Origin of the sequence: Methanolobus mangrovi (genome assembly GCF_031312535.1) — an archaeon.
GTDB classification, from domain to species: domain Archaea; phylum Halobacteriota; class Methanosarcinia; order Methanosarcinales; family Methanosarcinaceae; genus Methanolobus; species Methanolobus mangrovi.
In genome coordinates this window covers 1,366,096-1,384,870 of sequence record NZ_CP133594.1, presented here as the reverse complement: position 1 = coordinate 1,384,870, position 18,775 = coordinate 1,366,096, and the positions used below count along the sequence as shown (strand labels likewise).

The following is an 18,775-nucleotide window of genomic DNA, read 5'->3' as shown; positions in this document are numbered from 1 at the left end:
CTTTAGAAACCTCTTCTTTTCCAGAATCCCAGATATATGGCCCCGAGAGCTCCTAATACAAATACGGAAGCAAGGATATCCGAGCTTGAGAATGATGGACTATTCACGCTGTTGTCGTTAGTAACACTCTCTTGAGTCATCTCATAACCTTGGACGTAGTTGTCTGGTGTTGATTTTCCAGAATCCTGCACTGGTGTGTCATAGTCCGTTCCTGCTCCTCCTGTCTCGGATATCATGGTCTGGTTTGATGAACCTGTTGCCATGGTTCTTTGGACAGAGTTAAGAGAATCGTCTGTTGTTTTTACTGAACTGGTATCAATCTGTTGCTGTGTCACAAACTGATCCCGGAGAGTTGCTTCATACATCAATTCATTGTATGCTGCCTGCATTTCTGCGGTGACTCCTGCTGCCTGCATTTTTCCAGCTATGAAATCAGCAAGCTGCGCATTACCACAAGTGTGGTGACAGCAGGTAACTCCGTTTTCATTCACCGATTTAACCAATTCATTGACAAGATTATTCAAGGTGTCTGGGTCTGAAGGAGTCCAACTTCCCTTTCTGATATTTTCAATCAATCTGGCAGTTACGGACTGATACTGGTATGCATTCTCTTTCAGGAAGTCATCCACACCTATATTCTGTGAGTCCAACACAAGTGTCTCATATATCTTGTCCCAGTCTGAATCAGTCACCAGATCCGGTGTTGTTGCTTCCCAGCCCCACATGTACTCGACTGCCTTCATCATCTCTCTGGCACCAGCATAATCATACTCCATCATTCCGGTCAACCAGCTAGGATTGAGATATCTGGCAGCCAGTTCTTTACTGAAAGCTTCACCAAGAGTAATGACTTCTGGATTATCCACACTAGTAAAGTCTGCAATATATAATGAAACGTCACCACCAAGTGATCTTATAGCCAGACCAAGTCCACCAAGATACTGGTAAACGTCATCGTTGTCCATGAGACCATAGAGGTTTGATGAATCACTGTGTATTGCTGCATCTACATTGATAAGATTGAGCTTGAACACATCCTCATAGTTGTCACCCCATACATCCACTCCATAAATGTTTGACATTCTGGAAATGAAAAGATCAGCTATTTCTGATGTGTTATCCCATGTATCACTTGCTTCTACTGCAGAGGTTAAACCAGTACCATAAGTACCTTCAGCCTCACTGAATATTCTTGATCTTGAGATATAGTGTGCAACACTTTCATTGTATCCCAGTTCAAGCATTGCATCCTCTATAGCAAGAGTGTTCATCCTTACGTAGTTAGTCTCATTTGTCTCATTAAGGTCAGCAACTGCACGAACCGCATTGTCCAGCAGTTCAAGCTGGAATGGGAATGTATCACGATAAAGACCGGAAGGTACCATCAATACATCAATCCTTGGATGAGTCATGTTACTTAGTGGTATGACAGTGAACTCACCGGTCAATCTGCCGGAACTCCTTACAGGTTCTACTCCAAGCAACTCATATATTTGTGCTTCCATGAGTCCCTCGTGACGCATGGTCTCGACTGACCATAGAATAAAGGCAACCTTGTTCGGATAAGCACCATTCTCTGCATAATATGAGTCTATCCAGTCATTTATGACTGCACGTCCTTGAGCCTCAGTTTCCTCGTCAGGAATCAGTCTCTGATCAAAACTGTAGAAGTTCGTTCCTGTGGGTAAAGCATCAGGATTACGTATCGGATCATTACCAGTTCCAGGCTCAATATATTCAGCATCCAGTGCCTTTAATGTCTGGTTAATTTCTCTGGTGGTTTGTTCTAGATTATCAGCGTATTCCAGAGCGAGTTCAAGATCTGCTGTAACAGAATCATTGGTAGTTCCAAGTATATCTGTCTGAGCAACTGAGATGTTAGTTCCATAAAGCAAAGTTGCATTCAGCAGTAATGTTGCATCAACGCTTGCTTCTTCTCCCCACTGTTCCTCTGTACCGCTACCTTCTGAAAGTACATCATAGATATGATCGATGAAGTCATCACCAAGCATGGACTTGACCATCGAAACAAGTTCAAAATCTTCTGGTGCGACACCAAAGGTGTGTAAGCCATATGGTATGAGCTCATCATTGATTTCGTCGAGGTATTCTTCCAGTGTAGTGTCCAGGAAACTGGAGAATTCATCATCGGTCATAGTAGACAAATCATTCGTGGAGAAACCAAGATCCTCACCAAGACTCAAATTATCGTATAGTTGTATAGTACTGTTACGATAAAGTGCCATCATTGTGGCATCGTCATCATCTTTTGCATCCTGATAATTCTCTATTTTATCCTGTATAGTAGCAAGGTCACCGTAAAGCCCGGCTTCAACTATTGTAGGTGTCAGATGAGATATAATTACAGCATTACCACGACGCTTAGCCTGTGTACCTTCACCAACATTGTCCATAATGTATGGGTAAACTACAGGTGTCTCAGCAACCATAATGGATGGGTAATCATATTTCCATAGTCCTACTTCATTACCTGGCAGCCATTCCTGTGTTCCGTGTGTACCAAAATGAATCAGTGCATCTGCATCATAATCATTGTTGATCCAGAAATATGTTGCAAGGTACTGGTGTGTTGGCGGTATGGATTCATTGTGGTAGATGAGTGACTCATCGGAAAGTCCTGCCCTTGTAGGCTGCGGTATGAAATTGATGTTACCAAACTGTACAGTTGGTATAACAAAATATTCACCACTCTCATTCTCATAGGTCATGATGTCACCAGGAGCTTCGCCCCATGTTTCCTCAACTTCTTCACGTACACTTTCTGGAAGTTTATTATAATATACCAGATAATCATCCACAGGAACCAATGTTGTATAGCCGCTTTCAACAACTTTTTCAAGTTCTCCTGGTGCCCATGAACCAACATTTCTGCTGGTTATGAATAAGTCAATGAACTCACTTCCATTTGGAATAGTGTCGTTTCCAATATCATAACCTGCTGCCTGCATTGCTTCCATAAGTAATGTGAAACTAGAACCGATATCCAGATAACTGGCACCAATGTTGTTCTTACCGCCTTCGTGGTTGTAATAAATGATGCTTATCTTTTTGTCAGAATTATCCATCTGTCCAAGTTCTGCCCATGCGATAGCTCTGTTACAGAGCCATTCTACCTGATAATCAATAGGCTCATAGTAATACTGTTCTGTTTCTTCATCCTGAACTCTTCCGGCAATCCAGATGTAATCAGTAAGACCATCAATTTCGGCTTGTGTTACCTGCCATGGTATACAGCTAACACTCAATCCACTGGTGCTGTTAATATAGTCTTCAGGTGTCTGGTAATAATCCTGCACTGCTTTTAAAACCGGAACGTTATATACTTCCTGCAGGTACTCCACACCTTCTTCCTGATTGTTATAGTTCAGATAGAATCCTTTAACAGAAATGATAGAATCAACCAGTACTTCTCCATCTTTGAGGAAGTAGTCCACATCATCGCTACACACTGCATATGTAGTGTAGATCACATTGCAGCCTTGTGATTCAAGCTCTCTGATAATAGCATTTTCAGAGTTGAATGTAAGTTCGGTCTGGCCAAATTGGCCACCAATTATTCCTATTGTGAGTTCTGATTCATTGTAGCCGTGTTCTGCATACCATTCCAGATACTCTGTACTGTCTGCAAAAATTCTAGGAAATGCATCTGGATGATAAATACCGTCTGTTGGAATCTCCGGTTCTGCCGGGTCAGCGTATTGTATGTAAACACTGCCGAATGTAGCTCCAACCCTGCGGATCCAGTTCTCCATATTTTCGTATCCGTCATTATAGAGATAATCTGTGAGTATGGAATAATTATCACTTTCCATTTCAAAGGTAGCAATTCCATATACATCGGACAGCATACCGAAGGTACCGATCTCAGCTCCATTGGCTTGTGCCTCAAGAAGCTCATCTTTGATCAAAGGAAGCTGATTAGATCCAACCATGTAAAGAATAATTACGTCTTCATTTGTAAGATCCAGATTAGTGTTGTTGATAGCTTCCTCACCAGCCATGACAGTAACGTTGAAACGATCTGTAATAATCTCTCTTTCATTCAATACAAGATCCATATAGTAAACAGCGGTGTCACGATTGAGGATATAGGTCACATTCATCTTTGGCTGGATTATCTCAGGAGTGTAGGTATCGGTGGTCCACAGGTCAACAAATTTCTGTCCCATAACCCTGAGCATGGTTTCCATGTTCGTTTCACCACCTTGTATCCAATACCGTTCAATATCAGTATAATCATCTGAATACAGGTCAACATTTGTCAGAGTGATGTTCTCAGAAAGGTTATAACCAATCACATATGCACCGCTAGCTCTTGCAGTATTAATGCTGCTTCTCCATGTGGTGTTCACAAGTTCCTCCGGTTGTGATTCAATAAAAATGACACCATATTGCGAGAAGTTAAAGTCATCTGGAACATCAGTCGTGGAAAGTACAGTTGTGTTAAGCTCCAGGTCTATATCTTCTGCCAGAGCAGCAGTTGTCAGGTTATCCTTGTTGAAATCAGTACCAAGAATGAACAGGAATTCCTCATAGTTTTTGCTTGATGTGCCCCAACTGTCTGTCAGCCCGGGATGATTACCATATTCCGTTGCAAGATAGATTAATAGGTTCTCAGCATTCTCAAGTCCTTTACCTGAAGTATCCAGGTTGTTGAAATAAACAGCTATTGTATCATTTACATCAATGTCATTTGCATCTTCATAATATGCCCTGTAATCAAAATAAGTAGGTACTGTTGGAAGTTTAGTCTTGATGCTTAACAGTGAAGTCCCGGAGTCGTGCGCAGACTTCAGCGAATCATTAATAGCTGAATAAGCATCATATGAAACCATACTACAGAATACAACATCCTGGGTTTCAAAAAAGCCATTTTCTGCAGCTTCTAGTATATCATCACTTACTTGTGGGTCTTTAGAAGAATCATAGTAACTAATGTAAGTGTAATCTATGAAATCACTATATGGATTTGTTTGACTTGCAGTTTCGAGTGCGTCACTCGATTTATATGCAATGTAAGTTATGTTTATTTTCTCTTCATCTGCTGCAGCAACACCTGTTAGTGTTATCATTAGCAATATGCTTAATACTAATATTGATATTATTTTTCTTTGCATGTTATCCCCCGATAACTTGTGAGGACACTCCTGTACTTGCTTGGCGGCTTGAGGGAGTGTCCAATTATGTTCTTAGCCTATTATCGTTTTATTTCTGTATTTTTTTTAAATCACAAACAACGATGTGCTATGTTGCTATAAACACTAATTGATTTAAAACAACAAGACTTGTCTAAAAAAACAAAAAAAATTAAGTAGAGGTTGTATTCGCCCCCTCTTCCTCAGGCACATAAACAACCCTTCCATCAGCCAATTTATAGGCTGTACCAAGAGCTTCTCCTGTTCCTCCGCCTATCTGATCGGTCATGTTCAGGACTTCAATGGGTTTACCTTCTTCTTTGATGATTATCTTCATGTCCTGTTGTCCCGGATTCTTAACAATTGTTATGTCCTCTGTGGGACTGAGAAGTTCCGGCATCTGGTACGACATCACCAGTGCTACCAGAAGTGCCACTGAGAAGACCATTGCAATATCAAAAAGATTGGCAACCCCGGTCAAAGGGTTTTGTTCGTCCTCGTTATTAATGAGGCCTGTTCGTCTGTATCTTCGCCCTTTCACTCCCCAACCTCCAGAGTGTCGAGGATATAGTCGATGTCAGCCATATCCTGCCAGTACCATCTTTTTCTGACCTGGGTGAGCACATAGCCGATAGTTCCTGCGAACAGGCCGATGACAGTTGTAGCAAAAGCTATCATGAGGTTGTTTGCAAGTTGTACGATATCCCCCTGTGCAAGACCTATAAGTGCAGGTCCAAGGGGAATGAGTGTTCCCATCAGGCCCAGCATTGGGGCGATAGTTGCAACGATTCTTGTCTGTTCAAGTCTCTTTGCCATCCTTATCTCATATTCCTGTGATAGCCATTCAATGGCAGGTATCATGTTCTTTTCAAGATGTTCTGCAGCAGAAATGGCAAAGCTTGTTACCATGAAATTTTGTTTTACATTACGTAGTGAACTGGCAGCTCCTCCGAACTTTTGGGAGCTGACATGTTCTCTTACCTTGTTACAGCACAGTTCAAGGTTTCCGATATCTCTATGTCTTTTTGCGTATTCTGACAGGAATTCTCCTATAAGCATCAGGGAGAATACCACCAGTAGTATCAGAATGATAATTACCGGGTACAGCAATGAAGCTGAAAACGTGTATAATATACCAAACAACGAAGAAGTAGCATCCATTTTTATTGACCTCTTATGTTATTGAGGGCATAGCCTCCAATTATGAAAATAGTGAATATCAACAGTGGAATGATCTCAAACTCTCCCCCACTACTTAACGCCATGTTGAGTTTCTTTGCTTTGATATAAGCAGGAACTATCATTGCTCCAAGCAGGTAGAAAATTCCAAGGAACATCATTGCTGTTCCCAGATCCTCAGGTGTTCTTTTCATTTTTCTGAAGACCCACGTTGATGATATTACTGAAATAAAGAAAACAAAGCCTACAAGTACTCCGACCTTCCAGCCGCTGACCTCAAGGGTTGATGCCAGTATCATGCATGATACAAAAAGAGCTGTAAGGCAAACAGGGCAAGGTACGGAGATAACAAGAAATGTCTTCTTTGAGACATCATGGCCGCAGACCCATTTTTTCTGTGTATATATCCCTGCGATAATAAGGATAAGTGCTATGAAAACATGCAGTGTCATTCCAAGATTTGAAATAGCTTCAATATAGGACTGGTCCACCATTTCCACCAGACTACCAAGTATTATGGAAATGACGAAATAACCACTTGCAAGTATAAGGATATCTCTTTTTCTGACAGTGGAAAAACCACATCCTACTCCAGTCTTCAAGCCAAATATGAATATGCCTATCAATATGCCTATCACGGCTGCATAAACGTAACTCATTTGATTCCCCTTTTTATAATTTACTATGAATTATGCATTTACTAATTTGTATATAAATATGCAACTCACTCATAATGTATACGGCAATGTAACTTATCAACAAAACTATCTAATATTTGCATAATAGCTAATAATTGCAAACAATCTACCTATTATTAAATCTTTCGGAATATCTTTGCACAAAACACGTATCAGGAGCTAGAAATATTTTTAATGTCCATCAAAGTAAGTATAAAAAAAGTATTATATTTTATGACATTGTGTCCATGTCATATCTTTGAATATGAACAGGACTTCAAATGAGAAAATCTTCTATTGAAGATGGATGTCACTAGTCATTAAAAACAATGAGTAAATATCTGAAAATAGAGCTAAAAATAAGGAAAAGCAACCTCTAAAAGGTTGCGTAGAATGAGATTTATTTCTTGAATTCGGTGTATCCGCACTTGCCACAAGTACGCCTGTCTTTGTGCTCTGCAAGGAATACTCCTTCTCCACAGCGTGGGCATGACTGGTGGGTGCGCTCAATGGAGTCACCGCTTACTTTGTAGTAATCTTTTACTGCCATTTTTATTCCTCTGCAGGCTCTTCTTCAGCAACTTCTGGCTCAGGCATCTTGTTTCTTTCAAGGACATATGTTTCTTCTACCTGCTTCATGCGGGCTTCGTCTTCATAGATCTTGACGTATCCTTTAAGTTCCTGCTTACCGAACTCGTTATCCATTTTCTGCACGATTACAAGTCCCATTGGCACTGTAAGCATAGCTGCAAGTTTGCTTCTTACATCATTTCTTGACGGTGTTGCACCATCAAATGTGACTTTAAGATCTAACTCACGCCTGTTGAGAAGCGCGTTATTTTTATCGTTAATGATTTTGATATCCATCCAGTTTCCTCCGAATAGTCTCTATTTGTTCTGTATTATGTTCCTGTTCATTGAGTATCTCAGTTAACAGGTCCTTCATTTGTTCCTTTTTAGGTAACGTTATCTTAACAAGTACAACACCTTCGTCCGGCTGCCCATAAAGAACAGCTGAGCCTTCAGGTGCCATAAGAATCGCAGGCACAGCAGCCAGGTCCTCCTCGCCGCGCACAAATATCCTGACATGTTCATCTGCATTCAACGCATTTCCTACAGCGTCTATCAGATCTTCGGTTATGACCCCGGCTGGATTGTCTACAGATATTTCGGTGAACCCTTTATGCTTGGTACCCACTACGACCCGGTCTGATGCCGGTCCGCGTTTGGTGCGGTCATCCACTATAAGGATGTCCGGTATTATTCCAAGATTGAGCAAGTGGAATGTAGTAACATCACCTACGGATATAAGTTTTGTGGGACTACCTAAGTCCTTGGAAAGTTTTTTGATGGTGTCATCGCCTTTACCCTTGTAAAGACACCCGAAAATCTCTCGAAAACGTGGTCGAAGTGTATCGGGTAAAGTTAAATGAAAGCCCAATCAGCGCACCTTCAATGCATATTTATCCGGAACTTTTACGTCCATTTTTTTTGCTATCTCTGAACGTTCCGGATCAATGATAATTACCATGCCGCTCCAGTCTGAACTGAGATTGCTTGAACCACAAATAGGGCATGTCTGACTCATAATTATCCGGTGACACTCCCGGCAAACCTGTTCGCTCATCTAATACTCTCCGATCACTCTTCTTTTTCTGCGGATGGTCTTCTAGCTTCTTCAAGCCATTCCATCTTGCCCAGGGAATGCTGGCGCATGGTCAGTCCTATTTTACTTTCCCTTGGGTCTCTCTCGTTGATGCTCACAGCAACTATACGTGCCCTGACCTTATCGCCTTCAGCAAGTGACCTGCCGCCAGTTTTGCTGACAAGTCTTCCGTTCTTACCGTCGTATGACATAAAGTCATCAGTGACCTGGCTCACATGAAGGAGTCCGTCCATAGCTCCGATAGTCACAAATGCTCCGAAATCAACAGTTTCAACAATTTCTCCTTCGATTACTTCCTGGATAGTTGGTACGAATACTATTGCTTCAAAGGTCGCATCGTAATATACAGCACCATCGCCTACAAGGATATGTCCTTCTCCGACCTCGTTTATCTGTGTGATGGCAACGATAGCTCCAATTTCCTTGTCTATCCTGCCTTCGAGTTTATGTTTCAAGGCATTCCTGACATTTTCGTTAACGTCCTTGCCTAAAAGCTCGGGTGCAACGCGAATCGTATCGGCAAGTTTCATCTTTTTGTACATAGTGACTAACTCCAATAATCCTGTATAATTAGCCTTTAACAACTTATATGATTTTAAACTGATCTATGATTGAATTATGGTAGTATCTCAAGCCTGTTCTTCTGTCGCAGGCATATGACTGGGATATCTCTTTTTTCGAGTCTTTTCCTAAGCCCTATGTCATTTGTGAGTACAGATGCTGCAAGATCGGTCGCAAGATTAAGAATGACATCATCGGCATGTCCATCCGCCTGGATTATCTCACACCTATCTATCATTGCCCGTGCAACCTTTGCAGCTGTCCTGTCGCTACCCTTGAGATTCTTTATAAGGATGTTCAGTTCATTGATAACGGCTGTCGGGACAAGGTGTATGTCATACCCAAGTCTTCTTAGCTCTTCGAAAATATCAACATTGAACTGAACAGGTATCATCAATGCATTTGTATCAATAATTACCTTCAAGCCTCAATAACTCCTACGCCAATAAGTCTCCAGCGTGACCCTACACGTCTGCTGATAGCTACTGTGGATCCGATCTCTGCGCACACAGGTCTCTTCAACTTAACTTCAGCAATGTCCTTACGGGCACTGGTTACCACGCCTACTGTTGTAGCTGTACCGACATTAAGCATAAGTGGCTCACTGGTCTTTATAGGTCCTATCTCTTCTTCATCAGAGACACCGACTACTCTTTCGAGCAGGTGGAGCTCAAGTTTGAAATCATCGTGAATAGGTGGCAAAGTTTCCGGCAGACCTGCGACCTGTCCTGTAAGTGAATCACTCTTTGTAAGTGTGGGGTCAAGGGTCGTACCGACTGCAAGAAGTCCTCCAGGGGTTGCTTCATCTACATTTTCCTTACCAGCAATTATCATTGATACCTTTGTCCTGATAGGCACCCATCTGGTAGCTCCGTCACTTTCTACTTTCCTGCCGGGTCTTATCTCAAGCTCATCGCCAGCATGTAGCAGACCTTCGGTGAGTGTTCCGCCAATCACTCCGCCACTTATATTCTTAATGCTGGTTCCTGGTTTGTTAATATCAAAGGACCTTGCAATAAGCATGTGAGGTGGTTTATCGTTCTTATGCACAGGCGTTGGAATCACTTTTTCCATCGTCATGATAAGCGCATCGATGTTTATGTTCTGCTGTGCAGATATTGGTACGATTGGAGCATCTTCAGCAACAGTGCCCTTAACGAATTCCTTGATCTGGTGATAGTGTTCGATGACCTTTTCTTTTGATACAAGGTCGATTTTGTTCTGCACGATGACAATGTTCTTGATACCAATGATGTTCAATGCCATCAGGTGTTCTTTTGTCTGGGGCTGTGGGCAGGTTTCGTTTGCTGCAATAACAAGCATTGCACCATCCATAATGGCTGCACCTGATAGCATAGTAGCCATCAGTGTCTCGTGACCTGGTGCATCTACAAATGATACTGTCCTTAGCTCTTCAGATGGTTCATTGCATCCTTCACAAGTGTCTTTTACTGTATAACACTGAGGTTCGGGGCAGTTTGGGCATTTTCTGAATGTGGCATCAGCGTATCCCAGTCTGATGGATATTCCACGCTTCAGCTCTTCACTGTGCGTGTCTGTCCAGACCCCTGACAGCGCGCTGACAAGTGTGGTTTTTCCGTGGTCGACATGACCTACCATGCCGATATTAACACAAGGTTGACTCAATTTTTGATTTCCCTCCCGGTTGGGCAATATTTTAAAAGTGTAATAATTTTAATATGAATTTAATAGATTGATTACCTGCTGTTTAGATTTGTGGTGTATCATTCGATTAATCATATTTAAATGATTTCGAACAAAACAGAAAGTACAAATGCCTATAGTATGGCAAAACAGGTCTTATTCTTTTAATGGTGTATATAACTTACTATTAAAAAGTCATACGAAGGGGGTAACCATTGAATCTGTATGGTTACACTAAAGCTCCAAGGGCATCTTTTATAATCTCATCTCTCTGGAATATCTTCTCTATCTTAATGCCTTCTTTTGTGATCTTGAAATTGAGAGGTTCCAGCGAAAGATATGTGCATCTCATTTTTGGAATATACATCTGACGCATCCCTCTTCCTGTAAAGGAATCACGGTCGGTGTAAAGCTCGATGTTTCCAAAAGATGTGTGTTGTGCGATAGTATGTTTCGTCCTCGAGTCTTCCTGTCCTATAAGAAAAAGCGTTGTACATTTTTTAGCAAAAAGAATGTCATTTATAGTGAAAAATTTGTCCGCAAATTCTTCAGTGCTGTGATAGAGGGATAACATGTCAAGATTATCTATTACTACGATCTCCACGTCATCCGGTATTTCCAGCACGTTCTGGACACAATCCTTTTCAAGGAATCCGATTCCAGTACCATGTCTTTCGGCGTTGTATATCTTATTTGTACGGGTCTCAAATGATTTTTTAATAAGCAGGCTTCCCTTGTCGATACATGCCTGGAAATCGATTCCTATACTCAGTGCCTGCTCCAGGTAGCTTTCCACGTTAACCTGCGTGAGCATCAACATACATTTTTTCCCGTCTTTACATGATCTGTAAAGAAAATGAGTTGCAAGAATACTTTTTCCTGAGCCGGGTGGTCCACTTATTAGAATACCCTGTTGTGAAGGATAGCCACCTTCAAGTATCGCATCAAGTTCATTTATTCCTGTTGGAACTCGGTTGATTTCCATGTAGAATATATTATGCAGATACTTATATAAAAAGACTATTATTCATCTATACTTATTAATTAAATTGCAATATGGGCGTAAAAAATAAAGTTAAGTCTGAACTTCAGGTTCAGACTATACAAAATATAACTTATGTTATGATCTTATCAAGCTGGTCGGTCTCAATAGCTCTTCTGATCTCAAAAGCAACACGGCGACCTGTGCTCATTGTATTTCTCCATGTGGTATTACCATATGGGTGTCCCACTGACATGTGCACATTGGTTCCGCCACCGACTCTTGGTGCTACATCATATATGTAGAAGTTCAGGTCTTTGTCAACACATGTCTGCAGACAGAACGGACCGATCACTCCGGGGTCATAATACTTGCTTGCAGCCTCGATGTACTTTTCAGAAAGCCTGAACACTTCTTCAAGGAGGGATTCTCTAAGGGTTGCAGAATTGTGGCCACAAACAGTGTATTCAGGTGTGAGCTGGTGTTCTGCAAGTGTCATCTGCTGTGGTGCAGGCAAACGGACATGTCCATCCAGACTTGTCTCAAAGCGCCAGTCAACACCAAGAATCTCAAGTTTGCTCATCTCTGTCTCGATAGGTGAGTAGAACATATCGAAGTTGAACACAGGGCCTATCACATAGCGTTCGATCCTTGCATTATCCAGGGCATCCTGTGTGATGACACCCTGTTTAAGGAGAGATTGTGCCTTTTGCTGGTATTCCTCGTAGGTTCCTGCTGTGAAGAAACCTCTTTCCAGTTTCTTGACTGCATGGGGAAGTTTTACCATTACAAGTTCTTCAATGTCCTGTGGATCGTTTATTCTCTCAGGGAATGGCAATCCCGCTTTTTCAAGGAGCCAGTAGTAGTCACGGTCAATACCTCTTTCCTCGCTGCGAAGCATGTTCCTGCTTCCTACAAGAGGGACCTTAAAATCATTTTCTACTTCATCGATACCACAATAAGATGTAAATGAACGGTTTGGTATGAAAAGCACATTCTCTTCAACCAGCTTTTTCTGGATGTCCGGGTTTGTGGTTTCACTGAATTTGTTCAATAAAATATGTTCATCCACAATTCCACGTACAACATTGCCATTGCTATCCCTTTGTGATTTGAAGTAGTCCGTGTATGTCTTTTCACGACCCTGCTGGCAGACTGCATATGTCCTGAAATTCTCTTCAATTGCACCGTCAAAGATATCTAGTGCTGAATGTGAAGCAACAGCACCTATCTTGACCTTGTCCATGTCATAATCTTCAATGATCTCTGCGATCTCTTTTCTGTCTATCATTGTATGCCCTCGATTTTTTCCAGACATTGTATTTAGTATTAATAAACTTGTTCACGTCAGAATGCTTAATTTGAATCTCAAATTCCGGTAATCAGGTAAATTACCATTGGTGTTATGAATGTCTCTATTACGGCTGCAAGGAATATGAGTGGGAACAACCAGTGCAGGTAGAATTTGATTCCTCTGATAATCTCTCCTTTAAGATCTGCAGGTTGTGAACGGATTGCCTGTAATGCAACATATCCAATCTTCATTCCTATTGCAGACGATATTATCAACATGGGTATTTCGATGATGCCGTGTGGGGTCAGGCCTGCTATTATGAACAATGCTCCGCTCTGAGCTCCCTGATAATGCGCGAAGACACCCAGGATAAATCCGTTCAGCACCAGAAATCCAAAAGGGATAATGCCAAAAACAAAACCCAGCAGTATGGAAAAGAACATTTTCACGGCATTGTTCACAAAAATAAGCAGCATTATCTCAAAAGCAGAAAGGCCCTGAAGCATCTCTGCAAGTTCTTCCAGTCCTCCAAGTGAATCCAATGCATATGAAGGTTCAATTGCGTAATAGGCGTAACCTGCAATAGTTGATAAAATAAAGAATAGGAGACTGGCCCACACAAAGGGTTTCAACTCGTTGATGTAGGTCCTGAATAGCTCTTTTGTATTTTCATCGTGCATTGGCCTAAACTCCGAATGCCATCCTGATGGTGTTCCTGCATGCAGGTGATAATCCAAGGACTATGATAACCAGTTTCAGGAAGGTCTTTAATGTCTGTGATTCCTCGTCCTCGTCAAAATGATTATCCAGTATATATAGTACCGGGATGAATATAGATAGTTTTAACGGATACATCACAAATGCCGTACCTGTAAGGTCTATGAGGTATGATGGCACCACATGCTTTTCGTAATATCCGAGAAAATCAATTCCTGCAATGGTTGAAGATGCATCCATCAGGTGTGCCCAGAGTATTGCTATATTGATCTTGCTTTTAAGCAGGTCAAGACCTATGCGGTCAAATATGAGCTTTATCAGGAGTACTATTACACTTGCTGCACCTATGACAAATACAGGTACCCATGGAAGAACCAGGTCTTCGAGGTAAAACAGGACTGTGAGATTTACAAGGAACCATGCGAGCCCAAAACCTGCAAAGTTTTTCCGGTAATCTCCTCTTCCTTTTAACTTCACAATCCATTTTGAAAGCACCAGGAAGAACACTGTTATTGCAAATACCACAAAATAGATGTTAGGGGTTATGAACAGGTAACTTGCAGGAGCTGTAAGTATTCCTGTGTCTTCTATCACTCTCAGGGATGAACCTGCAAGGACAAATGGAACCACCGATAATGTAAACCTGTCATCAATCTCTATATCCAGCTTTTTCAACAACTTTACAACGCCGAAAATACATATTCCCAGCAATATAGCCCATGTGACAGTATTAACGATGTTGTAGCCACTATCTTGAAGAATAGGGTCAATGTAATAATCGTTAATGAATCGGGTAACTTTATCTATTAATGGCATTATAATCACAGCAGTAACATATAATATAGGAATATCCTAAATACGACTAATATTTAATAGTTTATGGGTATAGGCGAAAACCGAACCAACCATAATAAATATCTCATTTAAAGCCTGTTTTTTATTGACGGGCTGATGCTTACACGATATTGATTACTAAACTCGGTTACAAACAAAATTCAATTATTCAGTTTTTGGCAGGTATATGAGTGATCCCGACACAAGGCAAGAAAAAATGGATGCAGCTACCAAGGGATGTCGTTGTTGGTCCTGATGTTATCTACGATATAAAGGATGTTTGTGATGACCTGAAGCTCCGGGAAGGTGCTTTCATTGTTACGGGAAACAATACTAAGAAGATAGCCGGAGATGTTGTATTCGACCTTCTGGATGAATGTGGTTATGAGCCAGCTATAACTGTCTCAAAAGAAGCATCCATGGCCGAGGTCAAAAAAGCAGCAGCTCAGGCACAGGAAGCAAATTCGAAGTACCTTATAGGGGTTGGAAGCGGTAAGTCCATAGATGTGGCAAAACTCGCAGCCACACAACTCGATCTTCCTTTCATAAGTGTGCCTACGGCGGCATCACATGATGGTATTGTCTCATCAAGGGCTTCGATACACGACAAAGGAAAGAAGGCATCCATTGAGGTAAATGCTCCCATGGCCGTGATCGCGGATACACATATAATATCCAGTGCACCTTACCGTTTGCTTGCTGCAGGATGCGGGGATATAATCTCAAACTATACTGCGGTTCTTGATTGGGAACTTGCCCATAGGTTAAGGAACGAGCCTTTCAGTGAGTATGCAGCTGCTCTTTCCAGGATGACGGCCCAGATATTGATGGATTCTCCGGAAGCTATCAAACCTGATCTGGAAAGTTCTGTGAGGATAGTTGTGAAGGCTCTGGTCTCAAGTGGTGTTGCCATGAGTATTGCGGGTTCTTCAAGACCGGCTTCCGGTTCGGAGCATATGTTCAGTCATGCACTTGACATGGTGGTTCCAAACTCGGCTCTCCATGGAGAACAATGCGGGGTAGGGACCATAATGATGATGTATCTTCATGGCGGTGACTGGAAGAAGATAAAGGAATGCCTGGAGATAATAGGAGCTCCGACAACCGCTAAAGAACTTGGAATTGAAGATAGGTATATATTAGAGGCGCTTCTAGTTGCACATGAGATACGTCCTGAGAGATATACAATACTTGGTGCAGGTCTGACTTCCGAGGCTGCCGAGAAGGTTGCACGATTAACAAAAGTTATTTCATAATGGGATAGCCAAATTCAATTTATCAAGGTGATTTATATGATAGATAACAATACTACCATTACACTTATTGGTTCAAGGCTTGCAAAAGAAGGCGAGGATTTCATATTCATGGGTGAGTCCCGTGAATGTAAAAAATGCAAGTTGAGGCGTACCTGCATGAATCTTGAGCCAGGTCGTAAGTACCGTGTTGCAAAGGTCAGAAGCGATACTGTTCACGAATGTTTTATTCATGATGGTGGAGTACTGACTGTTGATGTTGAAAGTTCCCCGATAGTTGCGGCAATTGAATCTAGGAAGGCAGTAGAAGGTTCAAAGATAAGCTACGAACATCCAAAATGCCAGTCTTTCGACGACAGTGTGTATGACATACTTTATCCTGAAGGCCTTAAGGAAGGGGATAAATGCACAGTCATAAAGGTGCTTGGTCCTATGGATGAGACTCAGGTTCAGGGATGTTCTTTGAAAAAGGTGGAGCTAAGAGCATAGTTTCGTTGCGAACATCTTTTATATAAAAAGCAATTCGTAAGAACAAAAAGAAATATCAGATTTATTAGATCTTATACTATCATACAGAGGTAATTATATGGCAGGGAAGGACGGTGATGTAGTACATCATGATTTTTACACAGCAGAACGCTGGAATAACTGGATCAATCAGGTAAAAGAAAGCGATTTCAAATTTGATGAATCCGACGAACCACAGGGCAAGGAAGGAGCTATCTTTGTCAACATGGAGGATGACATTGTCCTGGCATGTTTAAAGATAATTGCAAAATGCGAAAAGGGACTGATCTCTCCTGAGTCTGCATTGGAGTACGTTGCACAGGTAAGGGATATCGCACTTGCAGAAATAGACCCGATTTCAGAAGATGTGGATATGATGGTCGAGTCTCTTCAGACATCTCTGATGGGCGGTTTTGCAGCATGCGAGGCTTACCTCAGTGGTGACTACGACAACAGTGCCGATATCGCAGACCTTGTAAAGGTCGCTCTTGAGGCAGAGTTCTCAGATGATATTGAGATCGCTCTTGGCACAGTTGCAGAAATAGGTGCTCTTGTTATCAGTGGAAAAGAGCTCACCGAAAAAATAATGGAAGAAGTTCCTTATGGTCTCGTTGCAGAGTGGCTTGACGGAATTGATTCAATTTCCGCTGCAATGGTAGGTTCTGACAGTTATAAAGATGATGAAGCGGACGATGGAAAGTAAGGAGAACTACAGTTATCCTATCTTTTCATTTTCGTTTTGACCTTTAATTTTTCTTTTTCTTTTAATTCGATATGTTACTATGTTAGATCATACCAACGTTGCAGTTCTTGACCTGACTCATGCAGGCATTATCATCGCGGAGAAATTATCCTCTCTTGGTTTTAATGTCACAGTAGTAGATGTTTACAGGACAGTGAATGAAAATGTACTTTCAGGTCTTGAATCAAACTACGGTATAATAACTTCGAAGGACCCGATGCCTGTTGATGTCTTTGATCTCATAGTAAGCCCTGCACACCTGTATCCTGAATATGCTATGCTTGCAGATGCCAGGGAAAAAGAGATTGAGATCATGACCCACCACAGGGCCGTGGGTCTGATATTATCCATGACAAATTCTCTGGCTGATGCCACTGTGATCGAGGTCACAGGTTCAAAGGCCAAAACAAGTTCTGCATCCCTGCTTGCTGACATGCTTTCACGGAATATGAAGGTGATACTTCATACTTCCAGAGGTCTTGAATTGTGGGATAAAGGTAGTTCCAGGATAGTTCACCTTGGTTTAAGTATAGCTCCGGGAAGTGTACTTCTTGCAGTTGACAGGCTGAATGAAATGGGTATTACTGCGGAATGTTACGTATTTGAAGTCTCAATAGGTCTTACAGGGTTTGCAGATGTGGGAATCATTACTACACTGGAACCGGATTACATGATTGCTGCTTCAACTTCCCACGCAAGTGATTCCAAGATTGACGTACTTTCTCATTGCAAGCCAGGAGAGGTTTTCTTCCTGAATGTAAGAGACCGAAAGGCACTGGATAAAGCAAAGGAAAATAGCAGGACCTTTTTCACTTTTAGCGATTCAGACGGGTTGGATGCCGATGTTCAGATTCATTTTGAGGATGGAGGTATAGTTCTGGATCACAAGGATGATGTTTTTTCTTCATCCCTCCGCCAGAATTATAATTCAAGATCATATGCAACTGCATTTGCAGCTTCAGGTTCTGTAGCAATGTGGATGGGGGTTTCTGTGGAGAACATCTCCAAAGTCATCAGCACCTTTGAAGGTCTGCAGGGAAGAATGCAGGAGAAAGAATTTTCGGGCAGGAAACTTATCGATAATTCCAACTCCGGTATGGATATACGTTCTGCAGAACGTTCGCTGGATTATGCTTTGAGTAAACCGGAGGCTGGTAGTGGAAGCATCATAATGGTGCTTGGTGAGGAAGCTGCCCAGGTTTGTGAAGGTTTGCCTCCTGAGAATGTTTCGGAGTTTGTAAGCAGGCGTGGCAAGGATATTGGGCAATTGATACTTGTGGGCGAAAGAATGCAAGACATAGATGAAAATAATGTTGTGTATGCCTGCGGACTTGAAGAAGGACTGAGTATGGCACTTGAAGCATCTTCAAAGAGCGATATCATACTGTCATGTGTTAAATGTTTCAGGTGATGTTAGCCTCTTTATCTTTTGTTTTGTCGGTATTTTCTTCTTTGTTTTTTTAGTATGATTAGTGCTTTTATACGATAAAGAACTAGATAGTGCAGAAAAACAGTATTACTTTAAGTATACTATTTATTACG

At 41.6% G+C, this 18,775-nt stretch carries 19 protein-coding genes; 4 read left to right on the top strand and 15 right to left on the bottom strand.

What is annotated here, in order from left to right; all coding sequences use genetic code 11:
* Window positions 1-2: 2 nt before the first annotated feature.
* The 15 genes from RE476_RS06575 to RE476_RS06505 all read right to left on the bottom strand — a co-directional run bounded on the left by RE476_RS06575 (window position 3) and on the right by RE476_RS06505 (window position 14,713).
* Window positions 3-5,093 carry a cobaltochelatase subunit CobN gene (locus tag RE476_RS06575; protein WP_309306867.1) on the bottom strand — a complete coding sequence of 1,697 codons (5,091 nt, stop codon included), beginning with the start codon at window positions 5,091-5,093 and terminating at the stop codon, window positions 3-5.
* 235 nt (window positions 5,094-5,328) lie between these two features.
* Window positions 5,329-5,697 (bottom strand): DUF2149 domain-containing protein, encoded by a 369-nt coding sequence (locus tag RE476_RS06570; protein ID WP_309306866.1) that lies wholly within the window; start codon window positions 5,695-5,697, stop codon window positions 5,329-5,331.
* Window positions 5,694-6,317 (bottom strand): MotA/TolQ/ExbB proton channel family protein, encoded by a 624-nt coding sequence (locus tag RE476_RS06565; protein WP_309306865.1) that lies wholly within the window; start codon window positions 6,315-6,317, stop codon window positions 5,694-5,696. Before RE476_RS06565 ends, RE476_RS06570 begins: the two co-directional genes overlap by 4 nt.
* A 2-nt stretch (window positions 6,318-6,319) precedes the next feature.
* Window positions 6,320-6,994 carry a DUF2162 domain-containing protein gene (locus RE476_RS06560; RefSeq protein WP_309306864.1) on the bottom strand — a complete coding sequence of 225 codons (675 nt, stop codon included), beginning with the start codon at window positions 6,992-6,994 and terminating at the stop codon, window positions 6,320-6,322.
* A 418-nt stretch (window positions 6,995-7,412) separates the two neighbouring features.
* Entirely contained in the window at window positions 7,413-7,562 is a 150-nt protein-coding gene (locus RE476_RS06555) for a 30S ribosomal protein S27ae (RefSeq protein WP_309306862.1), read from the bottom strand.
* A gap of 2 nt (window positions 7,563-7,564) precedes the next feature.
* On the bottom strand, window positions 7,565-7,879 hold the full coding sequence (locus RE476_RS06550) for a 30S ribosomal protein S24e (protein ID WP_309306860.1): 315 nt from the start codon (window positions 7,877-7,879) through the stop codon (window positions 7,565-7,567).
* Entirely contained in the window at window positions 7,860-8,453 is a 594-nt protein-coding gene (locus RE476_RS06545; RefSeq protein ID WP_309306858.1) for a GTP-dependent dephospho-CoA kinase family protein, read from the bottom strand. Before RE476_RS06545 ends, RE476_RS06550 begins: the two co-directional genes overlap by 20 nt.
* The gene (spt4, locus tag RE476_RS06540; protein ID WP_309306856.1) at window positions 8,454-8,639 is read right to left on the bottom strand and encodes a transcription elongation factor subunit Spt4; all 186 of its coding nucleotides are present in this window, start codon (window positions 8,637-8,639) and stop codon (window positions 8,454-8,456) included.
* A 14-nt stretch (window positions 8,640-8,653) separates the two neighbouring features.
* Complete coding sequence (locus RE476_RS06535; protein ID WP_309306855.1) at window positions 8,654-9,220, bottom strand: DNA-directed RNA polymerase; 567 nt, start codon at window positions 9,218-9,220, stop codon at window positions 8,654-8,656.
* 74 nt (window positions 9,221-9,294) lie between these two features.
* On the bottom strand, window positions 9,295-9,663 hold the full coding sequence (locus tag RE476_RS06530; RefSeq protein WP_309306853.1) for a DNA-binding protein: 369 nt from the start codon (window positions 9,661-9,663) through the stop codon (window positions 9,295-9,297).
* Entirely contained in the window at window positions 9,660-10,886 is a 1,227-nt protein-coding gene (locus tag RE476_RS06525; RefSeq protein WP_309306852.1) for a translation initiation factor IF-2 subunit gamma, read from the bottom strand. Before RE476_RS06525 ends, RE476_RS06530 begins: the two co-directional genes overlap by 4 nt.
* A gap of 247 nt (window positions 10,887-11,133) precedes the next feature.
* Window positions 11,134-11,889: an RAD55 family ATPase gene (locus RE476_RS06520; protein WP_309306851.1), complete on the bottom strand. Its 756-nt coding sequence runs from the start codon at window positions 11,887-11,889 to the stop codon at window positions 11,134-11,136.
* Window positions 11,890-12,019: 130 nt separating this feature from the next.
* Window positions 12,020-13,177, bottom strand: a complete 1,158-nt coding sequence (locus tag RE476_RS06515) for a formate--phosphoribosylaminoimidazolecarboxamide ligase family protein (RefSeq protein WP_309306850.1) — start codon at window positions 13,175-13,177, stop codon at window positions 12,020-12,022.
* Between the two features lie 77 nt (window positions 13,178-13,254).
* Window positions 13,255-13,860, bottom strand: a complete 606-nt coding sequence (locus tag RE476_RS06510; protein ID WP_309306849.1) for a stage II sporulation protein M — start codon at window positions 13,858-13,860, stop codon at window positions 13,255-13,257.
* Between the two features lie 4 nt (window positions 13,861-13,864).
* Entirely contained in the window at window positions 13,865-14,713 is an 849-nt protein-coding gene (locus RE476_RS06505) for a DUF63 family protein (protein ID WP_309306848.1), read from the bottom strand.
* Between the two features lie 239 nt (window positions 14,714-14,952).
* On the opposite strand from RE476_RS06505, the gene RE476_RS06500 reads away from it, so the two are divergent.
* From RE476_RS06500 to cfbE, 4 genes are all read left to right on the top strand, one after another.
* Window positions 14,953-15,987 carry an NAD(P)-dependent glycerol-1-phosphate dehydrogenase gene (locus RE476_RS06500; RefSeq protein WP_406600989.1) on the top strand — a complete coding sequence of 345 codons (1,035 nt, stop codon included), beginning with the start codon at window positions 14,953-14,955 and terminating at the stop codon, window positions 15,985-15,987.
* A 36-nt stretch (window positions 15,988-16,023) separates the two neighbouring features.
* A complete protein-coding gene (locus RE476_RS06495) occupies window positions 16,024-16,473 on the top strand; it encodes a UPF0179 family protein (RefSeq protein ID WP_309306846.1) in 450 nt (149 codons plus the stop codon).
* A gap of 97 nt (window positions 16,474-16,570) precedes the next feature.
* On the top strand, window positions 16,571-17,194 hold the full coding sequence (locus RE476_RS06490; protein ID WP_309306845.1) for a DUF2150 family protein: 624 nt from the start codon (window positions 16,571-16,573) through the stop codon (window positions 17,192-17,194).
* A gap of 79 nt (window positions 17,195-17,273) precedes the next feature.
* Window positions 17,274-18,644 carry a coenzyme F430 synthase gene (gene cfbE, locus RE476_RS06485; protein WP_309306844.1) on the top strand — a complete coding sequence of 457 codons (1,371 nt, stop codon included), beginning with the start codon at window positions 17,274-17,276 and terminating at the stop codon, window positions 18,642-18,644.
* Window positions 18,645-18,775: the final 131 nt, after the last annotated feature.

Excerpts from the sequence above, each read along its gene's own strand:
- RE476_RS06575 (WP_309306867.1), bottom strand. The coding sequence starts at position 5,093 with ATGATAACACTAACAGGTGTTGCTGCAGCAGATGAAGAGAAAATAAAC.
- RE476_RS06565 (WP_309306865.1), bottom strand. The coding sequence starts at position 6,317 with ATGGATGCTACTTCTTCGTTGTTTGGTATATTATACACGTTTTCAGCT.
- RE476_RS06560 (WP_309306864.1), bottom strand. The coding sequence starts at position 6,994 with ATGAGTTACGTTTATGCAGCCGTGATAGGCATATTGATAGGCATATTC.
- RE476_RS06555 (WP_309306862.1), bottom strand. The coding sequence starts at position 7,562 with ATGGCAGTAAAAGATTACTACAAAGTAAGCGGTGACTCCATTGAGCGC.
- RE476_RS06550 (WP_309306860.1), bottom strand. The coding sequence starts at position 7,879 with ATGGATATCAAAATCATTAACGATAAAAATAACGCGCTTCTCAACAGG.
- spt4 (WP_309306856.1), bottom strand. The coding sequence starts at position 8,639 with ATGAGCGAACAGGTTTGCCGGGAGTGTCACCGGATAATTATGAGTCAG.
- RE476_RS06535 (WP_309306855.1), bottom strand. The coding sequence starts at position 9,220 with ATGTACAAAAAGATGAAACTTGCCGATACGATTCGCGTTGCACCCGAG.
- RE476_RS06520 (WP_309306851.1), bottom strand. The coding sequence starts at position 11,889 with ATGGAAATCAACCGAGTTCCAACAGGAATAAATGAACTTGATGCGATA.
- RE476_RS06515 (WP_309306850.1), bottom strand. The coding sequence starts at position 13,177 with ATGATAGACAGAAAAGAGATCGCAGAGATCATTGAAGATTATGACATG.
- RE476_RS06510 (WP_309306849.1), bottom strand. The coding sequence starts at position 13,860 with ATGCACGATGAAAATACAAAAGAGCTATTCAGGACCTACATCAACGAG.
- RE476_RS06505 (WP_309306848.1), bottom strand. The coding sequence starts at position 14,713 with ATGCCATTAATAGATAAAGTTACCCGATTCATTAACGATTATTACATT.
- RE476_RS06500 (WP_406600989.1), top strand. The coding sequence starts at position 14,953 with ATGCAGCTACCAAGGGATGTCGTTGTTGGTCCTGATGTTATCTACGAT.
- RE476_RS06495 (WP_309306846.1), top strand. The coding sequence starts at position 16,024 with ATGATAGATAACAATACTACCATTACACTTATTGGTTCAAGGCTTGCA.
- RE476_RS06490 (WP_309306845.1), top strand. The coding sequence starts at position 16,571 with ATGGCAGGGAAGGACGGTGATGTAGTACATCATGATTTTTACACAGCA.
- cfbE (WP_309306844.1), top strand. The coding sequence starts at position 17,274 with ATGTTAGATCATACCAACGTTGCAGTTCTTGACCTGACTCATGCAGGC.